Raw genomic sequence first — 13,862 nt, 5'->3', positions numbered from 1 at the left:
TCTCACTTTTCGGTATCGACCAGTCCGCGCACGAACCAGCGTTGCATCAGCACCACGATCAGGATCGGCGGCAGTATGGCCAGCATCGCGGTGACCATGACCAGATGCCATTGGGTATCGGCATCGGCGAAGGAAACCATCTTTCTAAGTGCGATGACGATGGTGTTCATGTCGTTGCTGTTGGTGACGAGCAGCGGCCACAGGTACTGCGTCCAGCCATAGATGAAGAGGATGACGAACAGTGCTGCGATGTTGGTGCGCGACAGCGGCAACAGGATGTCGAAAAAAAAGCGCCATGGCCCGGCGCCGTCGACACGCGCCGCTTCCACCAACTCACCTGGAATGGTCATGAAGAACTGGCGAAACAGAAGCGTGGCGGTGGCCGAGGCGATCAGCGGAATGATCAGGCCGGCATAGGTGTCGATCATGCCGAGATCGACCATCACCTTGTAGGTCGGCAGGATGCGCACCTCGACGGGAAGCATCAGGGTGATGAAGATCAGCCAGAAGAAGACCATCCGAAGCGGAAAACGGAAGAACACGATCGCATAGGCCGAAAGGATCGAGATGAAAATCTTCCCCACCGCGATGCCGAGCGCCATGATCGTGGTGTTGAGCAGCAATCGGCCGACACTGACGCCGCCGATGCGGCCGACACCGCCGAACAGCGCCTCGCTGTAATTGTTCCAGACCTGGTCGCCGGGCAAAAGAGGCAATGGCGGCTTGAGGATGGTCTGCAGCGTCTGCGTGGAGGCAACGAAGGTGTAGTAGATCGGGAAAGCGACGATCAGGATGCCCAGGATGAGCACGGCGTGGGCGATGAGGGCGCGAAGCGGGGACTGACCAATCATCGCTCGCGCTCAACCGTAGTGGACTTTGCGTTCCACATAGCGGAACTGGATGGCCGTGAGTGAGATGACGATGACCATCAGGATGACCGACTGCGCGGCCGAATCGCCGAGGATCAAATTGACGAAACCGTCATTGTAGACCTTGTAGACCAGCGTCTCGGTGGCCTTGCCCGGCCCGCCGCCGGTGACCGCATGGACGATACCGAAAGTGTCGAACAGCGCATAGACCGTGTTGACGACCAGCAGGAAGAAGGTCGTCGGCGCGAGCAGCGGGAAAACGATGGTCCAGAAGCGCTTCGTCTCCCCGGCGCCGTCCATGGCCGCCGCCTCTATCAACGTCTTCGGCACTGCCTGCAGCCCGGCGACGAAGAACAGGAAATTGTAGCTGATCTGCTTCCAGGCAGCCGCAGATACCAGCAGGATCATGGCTTGGTTTCCGTTAAGCAAGGGATCCCAGGCGATGCCGAGACCTCTCAAGGCGTAGGCCAGCGAACCGATCGAGGGATTGAACAGAAACAGCCACAACATGCCGGCAATCGCGGGCGCCACCGCATACGGCCAGATCAGCAGCGTGCGATAGAGGCCTTTGCCTCGCACCACCTTCTCGGCCATGACGGCAAGCAACAGGGCCACACCCATGGCGACGATCGCGGTCGCCAGAGAGAACACCAGCGTAACTTTGATCGAGTTGAGGTAGGCCGGGTCGGCCAGCACCTTGCGAAAATTGGCGAGCCCGACGAACTTGCTCTTCAGCCCGAACGGGTCTTCCCTAAGCATCGACTGGTAGAGCGCCTGCCCCGTCGGCCAGTAGAAAAAGATCAGCGTAATGGCGAGTTGCGGCGCCACCAGCAGGTAAGGCAGGGTCTTGTTGGGAAAGACGACGCGTGGAGACAGTGTGGTTCCCTCGCTGTTCAGGAAGTCGTCCACGCGGGTCCGCGTGGACGAGGTTCGACTGACAAACCGCTTCAGTTTCCGATCGCTTCCTGAATCGCCTTGTTGCCGCGTGCGACCGCATTGTCGAGCGCCTGCTGCGCAGTCTGCTGGCCGGCCAGCATCTTCTCGAACTCCTCATTCTCGATGTCGCGCACCTGCGGCAGGTTGACGAGGCGCACGCCCTTCGAGTTCTCGGTCGGCGCCTTGCCCAGCATCTGCAGGATCGGCGTCTCACGGCCCGGGTTCTTGTCATAGAAGCCGGACTTCTTGGTCGCCTCATAGGCAGCGAGCGTCACCGGCAGATAACCCGACTTCTGGTGCAGATACTCCTGCACTTCGGTCTTGGAGAGATAGGAGAAGAACGCCGCGACGCCCTTGTATTCCTCGTCCGATTTGTTGCCGAACACCCACAGGCTGGCGCCGCCCGGCGTGGTGTTCTGGGGCGCGCCCTTGGCGTCACTATCATAGGGAAGCTGGCCGATGCCGTAGTTCATGCCCGACTTGACGATGTCACCGAGCCCCCCCGACGATTCGGTGAAGATGCCGCATTCTCCGGCAAGAAAGATCTGCTTGGCTTCGGATGTACGGCCGCCATATTTGAAGGTGCCGTCCTTGGCCAGATCGGCGAGCGCCTGGAAATGATTGACGAAGATCGGCGCATTGATCTTGAGCTCGACGTCGGTTCCGGCAAGTCCGTTCTGGTTGGTGCCATAGGAAACGTCGTTCCAGGCCGCGAAGGCCTCAAGGTGGATCCAGGTCAACCAGGTCGAGGTATAGCCACAGGAAGCGGCGCCGCTCGCCTTGATCTTCTTGGCGGCTTCCCACACCTCGTTCCAGGTCTTTGGCGGGTTGTTCACATCAAGCCCGGCCTTCTGGAAAATATCCTTGTTGTAGTAGAGGATGGGCGACGAGGAATTATAGGGGAAGGACAGCATGGTCCCGTCCGGCTTCGAATAGTAACCGACGATGCCGGGCAAATACTGGCTCTTGTCAAAGGTCACGCCGGCGCTGGTTAGCACATCGGCCACCGGTTTGATCGCACCTTCGGCTGCCATCATGACGCCGGTACCCACGTCGAACACCTGGATGATGTCGGGCGCTTGCCCCGCACGATAGGCAGCGATGCCGGCATTCAGCGTTTCGGGATAGGTGCCCTTGAAAACAGGGAGAATTTCATAGTCGCTCTGGCTGGCATTGAAATCCTTGGCGATCTTGTCGACCACCTCGGCATTCGCGCCGGTCATGGCATGCCACCAACTGATCTGGGTGGCGGCGAAGGCGGAGGTGGTGGAAAGCAGGGTCAAGGTGGCGGCAACACCGGCCGCAAAGCCGAACAACTTCATGTTTCATCTCCCGTTTGTCATTGGCGAAAGGGGCACTCCCGCAAAGGCAATATGTGTCGCTGATGACAATCGGACAACGGATTTGTTGCTGTTTCGTGAATTTCATACCCGGCTAACTTCGCGCCCCCTCGCTCTGCAACGAGGACAGAGAGAAATTCCAAGCCGGCTCAGCGATACATGGGCGCGGTGGGCCTGCGACGATCGCCGACCGCCGGCGATGCATGAAGGGCCCCCGTGACAGCGCCACGCACCTGTACCATGCGGCCGCCATACCGGCGCTCGGCCAGATCGAGATCGGTAGAGCGGCATCGCGCCAAGCGCTGCTGTGACCCTGTCTGGAATGAGACAGGATCGCCGCAAGGTACAACCCGAAAAACCCGCTGTAGTTGTAGTTCGCATAACCGATTCTTCGTCAAGCGCGACATACTAATCAAGTGGACGGCTTGATTGCTGTGGGAGAGCAGGTGGGGCGAGATGCTGACGGTCTATAATTGTATCGTGCATGAGCACGATCTGAGACTGGTCGCACTGGCAGCGCTCATTTGCGGTATTTCTTCCTTCTCGGCGGTCAACCTGCTTCGCCATGTCGACCGCTCGAGCGAGCGCAACCGCTATACCTGGCTGATGATAGCAGCCACTTCCACCGGCTTCGGCATCTGGGCGACGCATTTCATCGCAATGCTTGCCTTTTCTCCCGGAATCCCCAACGCCTACAATGCGGAAATGTCGGCGCTTTCGCTCGCCGGTTCCGTCGCCCTGACCGCCGCGGGCATGTGGATCGCCACCTTGCGCCGGGGCATCGACTACCCTCTGGTCGGCGGCGCGGTCCTCGGCGCTGGTATCGCCGCCATGCACTATATCGGCATGGCCGCCTTCGAGGTCGAAGGGCGCATCGTCTGGAACCCGCTGCTGGTCGGCGTCTCGGTGCTGACAGGCGTCACCCTCGCCGCGCTGGCGCTGCTGGTCGTGTTGCGACGGCCGTCCATGCAGGCCACAATCGCCGCCGCCATCCTGTTGACGCTGGCGATCTGCAGCCTGCACTTCATCGCCATGGGCGCGGTGTCGATCTTCCCGGACTCCTCCATCCAGATATCGCAGTTCACGGTTGAACCGGTGTCGCAGGCCTTCGCCGCCGCTGCAGTCAGCATGGCTATCCTGGTGCTTTCAGCCGCAGCATTGTGGATCGACCTGCGTTTCCGGCGTCACAAGCTCGAGGCAGAGCGCATGCACGGCCTCGCCAACGCCGCCGTCGAGGGGCTGATCGTCTGCGACGGCGCCCGCATCGTCAGCGCCAATGACAGCATCGCCGCGCTAACCGGCATGGCGCCGGAAGTGCTGAACGCGATGCTGCTTGGCGATCTCTTCGGCGAACGCACCGCGGCCGGCATGTCCGACTGCAGCGGACAGGCACAGGAAGCGGAGCTCAGAGCCCATGACGGCGCCACCATCCCCGTCGAACTTATCGCCAGGAGCATCGACTATTGCGGCAAGCGGCACAGCGTGGTCGCCGTGCGCGACATCCGCGAACGCCGGAAGGCCGAGCAGGAGATACTGCGCCTCGCCCATTTCGACCCGCTGACCGGGCTCCCCAACCGCCGCAGTTTCTCCGGCCGGCTCGAGGCCGAAATTGCCGCAATGGACCGCGGCGGCAAGGGCGGGCATCTTGCGCTGCTGCTGCTAGACCTCGACCGCTTCAAGGAAGTGAACGACCTGTTCGGGCACGGCGCCGGCGATGCCATGCTGCAGAAGGTGGCGCTATGCGCCTCCGCCGTGCTCCGCCACGGACAGATGCTGGCGCGTCTCGGCGGCGACGAGTTCGCCATCATCGCTCCGAACCTTCCCGATCCGCAGGCGGCCGGCCGCATCGCCGAGGCGGTGCTGGCGGCCATGCGCGAGGAAAACCGGCTGTCGGTCGGTGGCGGGCTGGTGTCGGCCAGCATCGGCATTGCACTTTATCCGCTCGACGCCGATGAGCCGACACTCCTGGTCAGCCACGCCGACACCGCGCTCTACCGCGCCAAGGCCGAGGGCAAGGACACCTACCGTTACTTCGAGGCCTCGATGGGCGCCGAGGCGCGAGACCGGCGCGTGATGGAGCACGAACTGCGCCAGGCCATGGCGCGCGATGAGTTTCGCCTCGTCTACCAGCCACAAAAGGAGATCAGCAGCGGGCGGATGGTCGGGTTCGAAGCGCTGATCCGCTGGCGCCATCCGCAGCGCGGCGACGTGTCGCCGGCGACCTTCATCCCGGTGGCCGAAGACAGCGGCGTCATCATCCAGATCGGCGAATGGGTGCTGGCGACGGCCTGCGCCGAGGCTGCGCGCTGGAAGAACCCTCTCACCGTCGCGGTCAATGTCTCGGCGGTGCAGCTCCACAATCCGAATTTCAGCCGCAAGGTGCATGAAGTCCTGCTCGGCTCCGGCCTGACGCCCGGCAGGCTCGAACTCGAGATCACCGAAACGGCGCTGGTCAAGGACATGCCGCGCGCGCTGGCGACCTTGCGCCAGGTGAAGGCGCTTGGCGTGCGTGTGGCGATGGACGATTTCGGAACCGGCTACTCCTCGCTGTCCAATCTCCGCGCCTTCCCCTTCGACAAGATCAAGATCGACGGCTCATTCATCAAATCAGTCGACAGCAACGGCCAGGTGGCAGCCATCGTGCGCGCCGTTCTGGGGCTTGGCCGCGGTCTCGGCCTGCCGGTTTTGGCCGAGGGCGTCGAGACGCTGGGCGAGCTGAAATTCCTCGACGCCGAGGCCTGCGAGATCGGCCAGGGCTACTATCTAGGCCGGCCGAGCCCGATCGAGGCGTTCAGCGAACTGACCGGCGTCGCGGCGCCGGCGGCACAAGAGGACGCCAGCGTCAAACAACGCGGCGGCAGCATCTTGATGCTGCCGCCGGCGGCGGCCCTGCGCTCATCCTAAGGGGCGAGTGCGGCCTCGACCAGGCGCTTGGCATCCGGTCCCGACCATTCGGCCGGTCCGTTCATATGCGCGATCAGGCAGCCTTCGCCATCGATCAGCATGGTGACGGGGAGGCCTAGCGCCAAGCCACGCGTCTTGACGTCGTTGAACAGCGCCAGCGTCGAATCGCGGTAGTAGCCGAGCGACCCGATGCCGATATCGGCGAGGAACTTCTTGGGCTTCACATCGTCGCCGGCATCGACATTGACCGCGACCACTTCGAAGGCATCGCTGCCCTTTTCCTTCTGCAAGGCGTCGAGCGCCGGCATTTCGGCGCGGCAGGGCGCGCACCACGTTGCCCACAGATTGAGCAGCACGGTCTTGCCGGCATGATCGGCGAGCGTCATCGGCTTGCCGTCGGGACCGTTGAAGGCGAGACTTTCCAGCGATTGCGGCGGATCGGCGGGCAGCAATGCCGCAACCTGGCCGGTGGCTGCGGCGGCAACTTTTTTGGCGCGGTCGCTCTTGGCGGCGCAGGCGACGTCGTCCTTGCTGTTGCCCGCGCCGGCCGCAGGTGCGCTGCCGGTGGCTGCGTTGTTGCCAGACCCGCTCTCGCTGACATATACCGCGACCGCGCCGGCCAGCACGCCCGCCAGCAAAGCGGCGAGGATCAGGCGCGGGGCCGGGAAGTATCTGTTACCGTCTGCCATTTTCTAAGACTGCTCCGGAGCACGGGTTATAGCGATGAGCGACAAGAAGGCCAGCAACCAGATGTGGGGCGGACGTTTTGCCTCGGGTCCGGCCGCGATCATGGAAGCGATCAACGCGTCGATCTCGTTCGACCGCAAACTTTATGCGCAAGACATAAGAGGTTCGGTCGCCCACAGCGAAATGTTGGCTGAAACGGGCATTATTTCGGCGGCCGATCAAGACAAAATCGCTCAAGGCCTGAACACGATCCTGAAAGAGATCGAGGCCGGCACGTTCGAGTTCTCGACCCGGCTGGAAGACATTCACATGAACATCGAGGCCCGCCTTGCCGATCTGATCGGCCCGGCCGCCGGCCGCCTGCACACGGCGCGGTCACGCAACGACCAGGTGGCGGTGGATCTCCGGCTCTGGGTCAAGGACGAGTGCTTTCGCGTCGCCGAGGCGCTGAAGGGGCTGATCTCAGCCTTGCTCGACCGCGCCGAGGAGCATGCGGCGACCGTGATGCCCGGCTTCACCCACATGCAGGCGGCGCAGCCGGTGACCTTCGGCCATCATTGCATGGCCTATGTCGAGATGTTTTCGCGCGACCTGTCGCGGACCCACGATGCCATCGAGCGGATGGATGAAAGCCCGCTCGGCGCGGCAGCGCTTGCCGGCACCAGTTTTCCGATCGACCGCCACAAGACCGCGAAGGCGCTCGGCTTTCGCGAGCCGATGCGCAATTCGCTCGACAGCGTCTCCGACCGCGATTTCGCGCTGGAGTTCTTGAGCCTGGCCGCGATCTGCGCCACGCATCTGTCACGGCTCGCCGAAGAAATCATCATCTGGTCGACGCCGCAATTCGGCTTTGTCAGGCTGTCGGATTCCTTCTCCACCGGCTCCTCGATCATGCCGCAGAAGAAGAACCCGGACGCCGCCGAACTGGTGCGCGGCAAGACCGGCCGCGTCACCGGCCATCTGGTCGGCCTTTTGACGGTGATGAAGGGCATGCCGCTGACCTACGGCAAGGACATGCAGGAAGACAAGGAATCGGTCTTCGACGCCGCCGAGACGCTCGATCTGATGCTGGCGGCGATGACCGGCATGGTGCGCGACATGACGGTCAATGCCGCCGCCATGAAAAAAGCCGCCGGCTCGGGCCACGCGACCGCGACCGACCTCGCCGACTGGCTGGTGCGCACGCTGGGCCTGCCCTTCCGTGAGGCACACCATGTCACAGGCCGCGCGGTGGCGTTGGCCGAAGAGAAGAAGGCGAGCCTTGAAAAGCTGGCGCTGGAGGATCTGCAGTCGATCAATCCCGGCATCACCCAGGACATCTTCTCGGTTCTGGCCGTGCAGAATTCGGTCAAGAGCCGCACCAGCTTCGGCGGCACCGCGCCGTCGGAAGTCAGGAAGCAGATCCGCAGCTGGAAAAAGCGCATCGCCAAGGCATGATGCCGGGGTGCAATGCGCCTAAAACTCGGTTAAAAGCGCAGCACATAAAGTTTCGGACGGATGGATCGATGACCGCAAGCAGGATTTTGGTGACGCTGACGCTGCTGACGGCGATGGCTGCCGTGACCGCTTGCGGCCGTAAGGCCGGTCTCGACACGCCCTATGAAGCGGCCGTCCAGGCCCGCAAGGACGCCGAGCGCGCCAAACAGCCGGTACCGCCGGAGCCGGAAAAACCGGTCGTGGACAAGAAGTTCATCCTCGACCCGCTGATCTAGAGCCGATGAGACCGGCTTGGTCTTTCTGACCAGGTCTCGTGCTAACCAGGTCTCGTGCTCCAACTTCCGGAAACACTCTCGTGAACCATTTCGATTACCGCGACGGCGTGCTCCATGCCGAGGACGTGGCGATACCAGACATCGCCGCAAGCGTCGGCACGCCGTTCTATTGTTATTCGACGGCAACCTTGACCAGGCACTACCGGGTGTTCGCCGGGGCCTTTGCCGGGCTCGACACGCTGGTCTGTTACGCCTTGAAGGCGAATTCCAACCAGGCGGTGCTGCGAACGCTGGCAAAGCTCGGCGCCGGCGCCGACACCGTCTCGGAAGGCGAAATGCGCCGCGCGCTCGCCGCCGGCATCCCGGCCAGCAAGATCGTATTCTCGGGCGTCGGCAAGACCGCGCGCGAGATGGATTTTGCGCTCGAGGCCGGCATTCTCTGCTTCAATGTCGAATCCGAGCCGGAGCTTGAATTGCTGTCGGCCCGCGCCACCGCGCTCGGCAAGGTGGCGCCGGTCTCGCTGCGCATCAACCCGGATGTCGACGCCAGGACGCACAGGAAGATCTCCACCGGCAAGGCCGAGAACAAGTTCGGCATTCCCTGGCAACGGGCGCGCCAGGTCTATGCCCGCGCGGCCGGGCTGCCGGGCACCAAGCCCATCGGCATCGATACCCATATCGGCAGCCAGATCACCGAGTTGCAGCCCTTTGACGATGCTTTCGCGCTTCTGGCGGAACTGGTCGGCGCGCTGCGCGCCGATGGCCATGCCGTCGAGCATGTCGATCTCGGCGGCGGCCTCGGCATCCCCTACCGCACCGACAACAGCCCGCCGCCTTTGCCCGATGCCTATGCCGAGATCGTCAGGAAGCATCTGACAAAGCTTGGAGTGAAGGTGATGTTCGAGCCGGGCCGGCTGATCGTCGGCAATGCCGGCATCCTGGTCTCGGAAGTGATCTTCGTGAAGGAAGGCGACGCCAAGAACTTCCTCGTCGTCGACGCCGCCATGAACGATCTGATCCGGCCGACGCTCTACGATGCCTTCCACGACATCAAGCCGGTGGTGCAGCCGCCGGCCGACACGCCGCGCATGGCGGTCGATGTCGTCGGCCCGGTCTGCGAGACAGGCGACTATCTCGGCCTCGACCGTGACCTGCCCCGGCTCAAGTCTGGCGACCTAATTGCCGTCACCACCGCCGGCGCCTATGGCGCGGTGCAATCCGGCACCTACAACACCCGCCTACTTGTGCCTGAGGTTCTGGTCGACGGCGACCGTTTCCACGTCGTGCGCCGGCGCCAGACCTATGACGAGCTGATCGGCCTGGATTCGGTGCCCGACTGGCTGAAATAGAAGCCGCAGCGCCGGCTGCGCTACAGCCGGTTCTGGATGAGCATCCTTGTGTCGGCGATCCTGTCCTCGTCGCGGCGGTAGAACGTCCATTGCTTGATGCGCTTGGGGCGCAGCAGGCCGGCCTGGGTAAGCACGCGCATATGTTCGGAGAGCGTCGCCTGCGTAATGCCGAGCTTCTCCGCGATCAGCAGCGCGCAAACGCCGTCCTCGACCAGATCGCCGTCTGCCTGGGCCGGGAAATGCGCCTGCGGATCCTTCAGCCAGTCGAGGATCTGCAGCCTGCGTTCGTTGGCGATCGCCTTGAAGACATCAACCTCTTGCATTTAGCCATTTTGCCAAGTTACTAATTGCTGTCAATCCCAAGGAGATGGTCATGACGAACGGCAACACCGTCACGCGCGAACGCATTGCCGCGATGGAACCGCGCATCCGCCGCTATATCAGGCACACGCCGGTGCTGCGCGTCGACATGGCCGATTTCGACCGGCCGCCGCTGGCGGTCGACCTCAAGCTCGAATGCCTGCAGCATTCCGGTTCGTTCAAAGCGCGCGGCGCCTTCACCAATCTGCTCGAACGGCCGGTGCCTGCGGCCGGCGTCGTCGCCGCATCGGGCGGCAATCATGGCGCCGCGGTCGCCTATGCCGCCATGCGGCTTGGCCACAAGGCGACGATCTTCGTTCCCGAAGTCAGCCCGGCGGCCAAGCTGCAGCGCATCCGCGGCTACGGCGCCGAACTGATCGTCGGCGGCGCCCGCTATGCCGAGGCGCTGGCCGCCAGCGAGGCTTTTGCCGAAAAGACCGGCGCGCTGCAGATCCATGCCTTCAACCAGGAGGAAACATTGGTCGGCCAAGGCACGCTCGGCCTCGAAATCGAAAACGATCTGCCCGACATCGACACGCTGCTGGTCGCTGTCGGCGGCGGCGGCCTGATCGGCGGCATCGCCGCCTGGTTTGCCGGCCGCATCAGGATCATCGCCATCGAGCCCGAAGGCGCGCCGACGCTGCATCGCGCCTTCGAAGCCGGCCACCCCGTCGATGCGCCGGCCGAAGGCGTCGCCGCCGATTCGCTGGCGCCCAAACGCGTCGGCGAGATGATGTTCCCGATCGCCGAGGCCTTCGTCGAACGCTCCATCCTGGTCACCGACGGCGCCATCATCGCCGCGCAAAAGGCGCTGTGGGAGCGGGTGCGGATCATCGCCGAGCCGGGCGGCGCAGCGGCCTTCGCAGCGCTGCTGTCCGGCCGCTACACGCCGGCGCCGGGCGAGCGGATCGCCGTCCTTGTCTGCGGCTCGAATACCGATCCGGCGAAATTCTAAACCTTGCTTCGACTGAAGTGGGACGCAAACCCGTCAAAGCTTTTCAAGTTTTCCGGAACCGCCTCGCCTTTGCCGTGTTTGCTGGTAAACTTCTGCTTGTTGAGTCCGGGCTATCCCGCCCGGGCAGGAAGGGCCGATGACGGAACGCCCCATTTCCAGTGGCGATCGCAGCCTGGCCGGGCGGCTTGCCCTGAGCCGGCTGGCGACACGGGTCTCGATGACGGTCGAGCGCGGCTGGCCGCTGCTTCTGCCGCTGCTCATCATCGCCAGCCTGTTTCTCAGCCTCTCCTGGCTCGGCCTTTTCCCCCGGCTGCCTGACATTGCGCGCATTATCCTGGTCACTGCGTTCGGTATTGCCACGCTGGCGGCGCTCTATCCGCTGCGTTTCTTCAAGCTTCCATCCGCCGCCGAAATCGACCGCCGTATCGAGGCGGCCAACCAGTTGCAGCACAGCCCGGTGCTGGTGCAGACCGACCGTCCCAGCGGCAAGGAAAGCATCTTTTCCCAGGCGTTGTGGCGCGAGCACCAAAAGCGCATGGCCGACAAGCTCGGCAGCCTTGGCGCCGACCTGCCGCGTACCCGCGTGCCGGAGCGCGATCCGTGGGCATTGCGTGCCGTGGCGGCGCTGCTGTTGGTCACCGCTTTTGCCTTCTCCTTCGGACCGTCCGGCGGTAGGCTGTCCGATGGTTTCAGTGCCCATGCGGCGCGCGACATCGTACCGCCGCGCGTCGATGCCTGGGTGACCCCGCCGGCCTATACCGGCAAGCCGCCCATCTTCTTGACCGCGCCAGTCATCGATGGCAACGCCAAGCAGGCGGTTGCCACCTTCACCGTGCCGCAAGGCAGCGACGTCTCGCTGCGCGTGACCGGCGGCTCCGGCGAGGAAACGCTAAGCTTTGCCGACAAGGGCGGCAATGCTCGCGCCATCGACCCGTCGGGACCACAGGTGGCGGCCGTCAAGGCAGCGGCGGTCAACCCCGCGACCCCCAAGCTGCGCCAGTTCAGCGGCAAGCTGACCGCCGACGGCACGCTGACGCTGAAGTCGGGCGAAGCCGATCTCGGTCGCTGGGCCTTCGCGGTGATCCCCGACAAGCCGCCGACGATCCGCTTCGTCGGCGAGCCCAAGCGCGCCGTCAACGGCGCCTTCGAGCTCAACTACCAGATCGACGACGACTATGGCGCGGCCACCGCCAAGGCGGTTTTCGCGCTGGCCGATCCGGCGGCGCCCGATGCGCATCCGCTCTACGGTCCGCCTGACCTGCCGCTGGCGCTGCCGCGCCGCGGCGGCAAGGCGAACGCCGCCAAGACCACCAAGGACCTCACCGAGCACGTCTGGGCTGGCGCCAGCATCAAGCTGTCGCTTGTGGCCACCGACGATGCCGGACACACCGCGACCAGCGAAACCAAGACTATTGTGATGCCGGAGCGGCCCTTCGCCAACCCGCTGGCGCGGGCGGTGGTCGAGCAGCGCCGCCTGCTGGCGCTCGACGCCAATGCCAAGCCGCGCGTGCTCGACCTGATGGACGCCATCACGTTGCGGCCCGAGGACACGTTCGACAACATGTCGCATTACCTCGCCATCATGAGCGCCCGCAGCCGGCTGAAGATGTCGGACAGCGACGATCAGTTGCGCAACGAGGTTGCCTATCTCTGGGAAATCGCGCTCGGCATCGAGGAAGGCAATCTCTCGTCCGCCGAAAAGCGGCTCCGCCAGGCCCAGCAGGCGCTGCAGGACGCCATCAAGCGCGGCGCCAGCGACGAAGAGATCGAAAAGGCGATGAAGGAACTGCGCGAGGCGATGAACGAATTCCTGCAGGAATTCGCCGAGCGCGCCAAGCAGAACCCGAACGCGCCGCAGGTGCAGCAGAATGGTCGCGAGCTGCGTCACAGTGATATCGACCGCATGATGGACCAGATCGAGAACCTGGCGAAGTCGGGCGACCGCGACAAGGCGCAGGAGCTGCTGTCGCAGCTGGAAAACATGATGAACAACCTGCAGGCCGGCCGTCAGCAGCAGGGCGGCGAGCAGGACAGCGAGATGCGCCAGCAGATGGACAAGCTGGGCGAGATCATGCGCCGCCAGCAGGAGATGATGAACGACACCTACCGCATGGACCAGATGCAGCGCGGAGATAATCAGCAGCCCGGCGAAGGCAATGGCGACGACCCGGACCAGCCGGGCGTCGGCAAGGATCGCGATCCTCTCGCCCGGCCGAAGTCGATGACACCGCAGGAATTCGCCGATGCGATGAAGCAGTTGCAGGAAGGCCAGGGCCAGTTGCAGAGCGAACTCGACAAGCTGAAGAAGGGCCTGGAAGGCATGGGCATGCAACCCAATGAGGGGTTTGGCGACGCTGGCAAATCCATGGGCAATGCCGAAAAGTCGCTTGGCGAAGGCGAAGGCGACCAGGCAGTCGGCCACCAGGGTCGCGCGCTGGAAGCGCTGCGCAAGGGCGCCAAGGAGATGATGAAGCAGCTGCAGGCGATGCAGGGGGACCAGGGCGGCAGCCAGGAAGGCGGCCGCCAACAGGACGCCGGCCGCGATCCGCTGGGCCGGCCGCGCGCCAGCCGCGGACCCGATTTCGGCGATTCGGTGAAGGTACCCGACGAGATCGACGTGCAGCGCGCCCGCCAGATTCTCGAAGCGATTCGCAAGCGGCTCGGCAACGCGCTCAGCCCCGACATCGAGCGCAGCTACCTCGAGCGGCTGCTGGAGCTGAAGTAGCCTCCAAGGCAACATCCGTCGAACT

The 13,862-nt window shown here is 63.9% G+C and carries 11 protein-coding genes; 6 read left to right on the top strand and 5 right to left on the bottom strand.

What is annotated here, in order from left to right; translation table 11 throughout:
* Nucleotides 1–2 precede the first annotated feature (2 nt).
* The 3 genes from ugpE to ugpB form a co-directional block, all read right to left on the bottom strand.
* Entirely contained in the window at nt 3–851 is an 849-nt protein-coding gene (gene ugpE, locus NKK50_RS05580) for a sn-glycerol-3-phosphate ABC transporter permease UgpE (protein ID WP_023694018.1), read from the bottom strand.
* A gap of 9 nt (nt 852–860) precedes the next feature.
* Nucleotides 861–1,745, bottom strand: coding sequence for a sn-glycerol-3-phosphate ABC transporter permease UgpA (ugpA, locus tag NKK50_RS05575; RefSeq protein ID WP_023731064.1), 885 nt, complete (start codon nt 1,743–1,745; stop codon nt 861–863).
* Nucleotides 1,746–1,816: 71 nt separating this feature from the next.
* On the bottom strand, nt 1,817–3,127 hold the full coding sequence (gene ugpB, locus NKK50_RS05570) for a sn-glycerol-3-phosphate ABC transporter substrate-binding protein UgpB (RefSeq protein WP_023743999.1): 1,311 nt from the start codon (nt 3,125–3,127) through the stop codon (nt 1,817–1,819).
* 474 nt (nt 3,128–3,601) lie between these two features.
* Between ugpB and NKK50_RS05565 the strand changes: the two genes are divergently transcribed.
* A complete protein-coding gene (locus tag NKK50_RS05565) occupies nt 3,602–6,049 on the top strand; it encodes a bifunctional diguanylate cyclase/phosphodiesterase (RefSeq protein ID WP_023737452.1) in 2,448 nt (815 codons plus the stop codon).
* Here the strand turns inward: NKK50_RS05565 and tlpA are convergent.
* The gene (gene tlpA, locus NKK50_RS05560) at nt 6,046–6,738 is read right to left on the bottom strand and encodes a thiol:disulfide interchange protein TlpA (RefSeq protein WP_023734604.1); all 693 of its coding nucleotides are present in this window, start codon (nt 6,736–6,738) and stop codon (nt 6,046–6,048) included. The genes NKK50_RS05565 and tlpA overlap by 4 nt on opposite strands.
* Before the next feature lie 34 nt (nt 6,739–6,772).
* Here tlpA and argH point away from each other — a divergent pair, with 34 nt between their 5' ends.
* The 3 genes from argH (at nt 6,773) to lysA (ending at nt 9,797) form a co-directional block, all read left to right on the top strand.
* Nucleotides 6,773–8,173, top strand: coding sequence for an argininosuccinate lyase (gene argH / locus NKK50_RS05555; RefSeq protein ID WP_352543169.1), 1,401 nt, complete (start codon nt 6,773–6,775; stop codon nt 8,171–8,173).
* A gap of 68 nt (nt 8,174–8,241) precedes the next feature.
* Nucleotides 8,242–8,448: a hypothetical protein gene (locus NKK50_RS05550; RefSeq protein WP_023673325.1), complete on the top strand. Its 207-nt coding sequence runs from the start codon at nt 8,242–8,244 to the stop codon at nt 8,446–8,448.
* 80 nt (nt 8,449–8,528) lie between these two features.
* Entirely contained in the window at nt 8,529–9,797 is a 1,269-nt protein-coding gene (gene lysA / locus NKK50_RS05545; protein WP_023751696.1) for a diaminopimelate decarboxylase, read from the top strand.
* A 20-nt stretch (nt 9,798–9,817) separates the two neighbouring features.
* On the opposite strand, the gene NKK50_RS05540 is transcribed toward lysA, so the two are convergent.
* Nucleotides 9,818–10,120 (bottom strand): ArsR/SmtB family transcription factor, encoded by a 303-nt coding sequence (locus NKK50_RS05540; RefSeq protein WP_023694025.1) that lies wholly within the window; start codon nt 10,118–10,120, stop codon nt 9,818–9,820.
* Nucleotides 10,121–10,170: 50 nt separating this feature from the next.
* Here NKK50_RS05540 and NKK50_RS05535 point away from each other — a divergent pair, with 50 nt between their 5' ends.
* Together NKK50_RS05535 and NKK50_RS05530 are read left to right on the top strand one after the other, a co-directional pair.
* Nucleotides 10,171–11,112 carry a threonine/serine dehydratase gene (locus tag NKK50_RS05535; RefSeq protein WP_023735184.1) on the top strand — a complete coding sequence of 314 codons (942 nt, stop codon included), beginning with the start codon at nt 10,171–10,173 and terminating at the stop codon, nt 11,110–11,112.
* A gap of 136 nt (nt 11,113–11,248) precedes the next feature.
* Nucleotides 11,249–13,837: a TIGR02302 family protein gene (locus tag NKK50_RS05530; protein WP_352543168.1), complete on the top strand. Its 2,589-nt coding sequence runs from the start codon at nt 11,249–11,251 to the stop codon at nt 13,835–13,837.
* Nucleotides 13,838–13,862: the final 25 nt, after the last annotated feature.

Origin of the sequence: Mesorhizobium sp. M0001 (assembly GCF_040324255.1) — a bacterium.
In the GTDB taxonomy this organism is placed as follows: domain Bacteria; phylum Pseudomonadota; class Alphaproteobacteria; order Rhizobiales; family Rhizobiaceae; genus Mesorhizobium.
Note: the sequence above shows the minus strand (reverse complement) of the source record. Positions and strands in the feature narration are given on the sequence as shown.

Coding starts and splice junctions, on each gene's coding strand:
- NKK50_RS05550 (WP_023673325.1), top strand. CDS start 8,242: ATGACCGCAAGCAGGATTTTGGTGACGCTGACGCTGCTGACGGCGATG.
- NKK50_RS05535 (WP_023735184.1), top strand. CDS start 10,171: ATGACGAACGGCAACACCGTCACGCGCGAACGCATTGCCGCGATGGAA.
- NKK50_RS05540 (WP_023694025.1), bottom strand. CDS start 10,120: ATGCAAGAGGTTGATGTCTTCAAGGCGATCGCCAACGAACGCAGGCTG.
- ugpE (WP_023694018.1), bottom strand. CDS start 851: ATGATTGGTCAGTCCCCGCTTCGCGCCCTCATCGCCCACGCCGTGCTC.
- NKK50_RS05530 (WP_352543168.1), top strand. CDS start 11,249: ATGACGGAACGCCCCATTTCCAGTGGCGATCGCAGCCTGGCCGGGCGG.
- NKK50_RS05565 (WP_023737452.1), top strand. CDS start 3,602: ATGCTGACGGTCTATAATTGTATCGTGCATGAGCACGATCTGAGACTG.
- tlpA (WP_023734604.1), bottom strand. CDS start 6,738: ATGGCAGACGGTAACAGATACTTCCCGGCCCCGCGCCTGATCCTCGCC.
- ugpB (WP_023743999.1), bottom strand. CDS start 3,127: ATGAAGTTGTTCGGCTTTGCGGCCGGTGTTGCCGCCACCTTGACCCTG.
- argH (WP_352543169.1), top strand. CDS start 6,773: ATGAGCGACAAGAAGGCCAGCAACCAGATGTGGGGCGGACGTTTTGCC.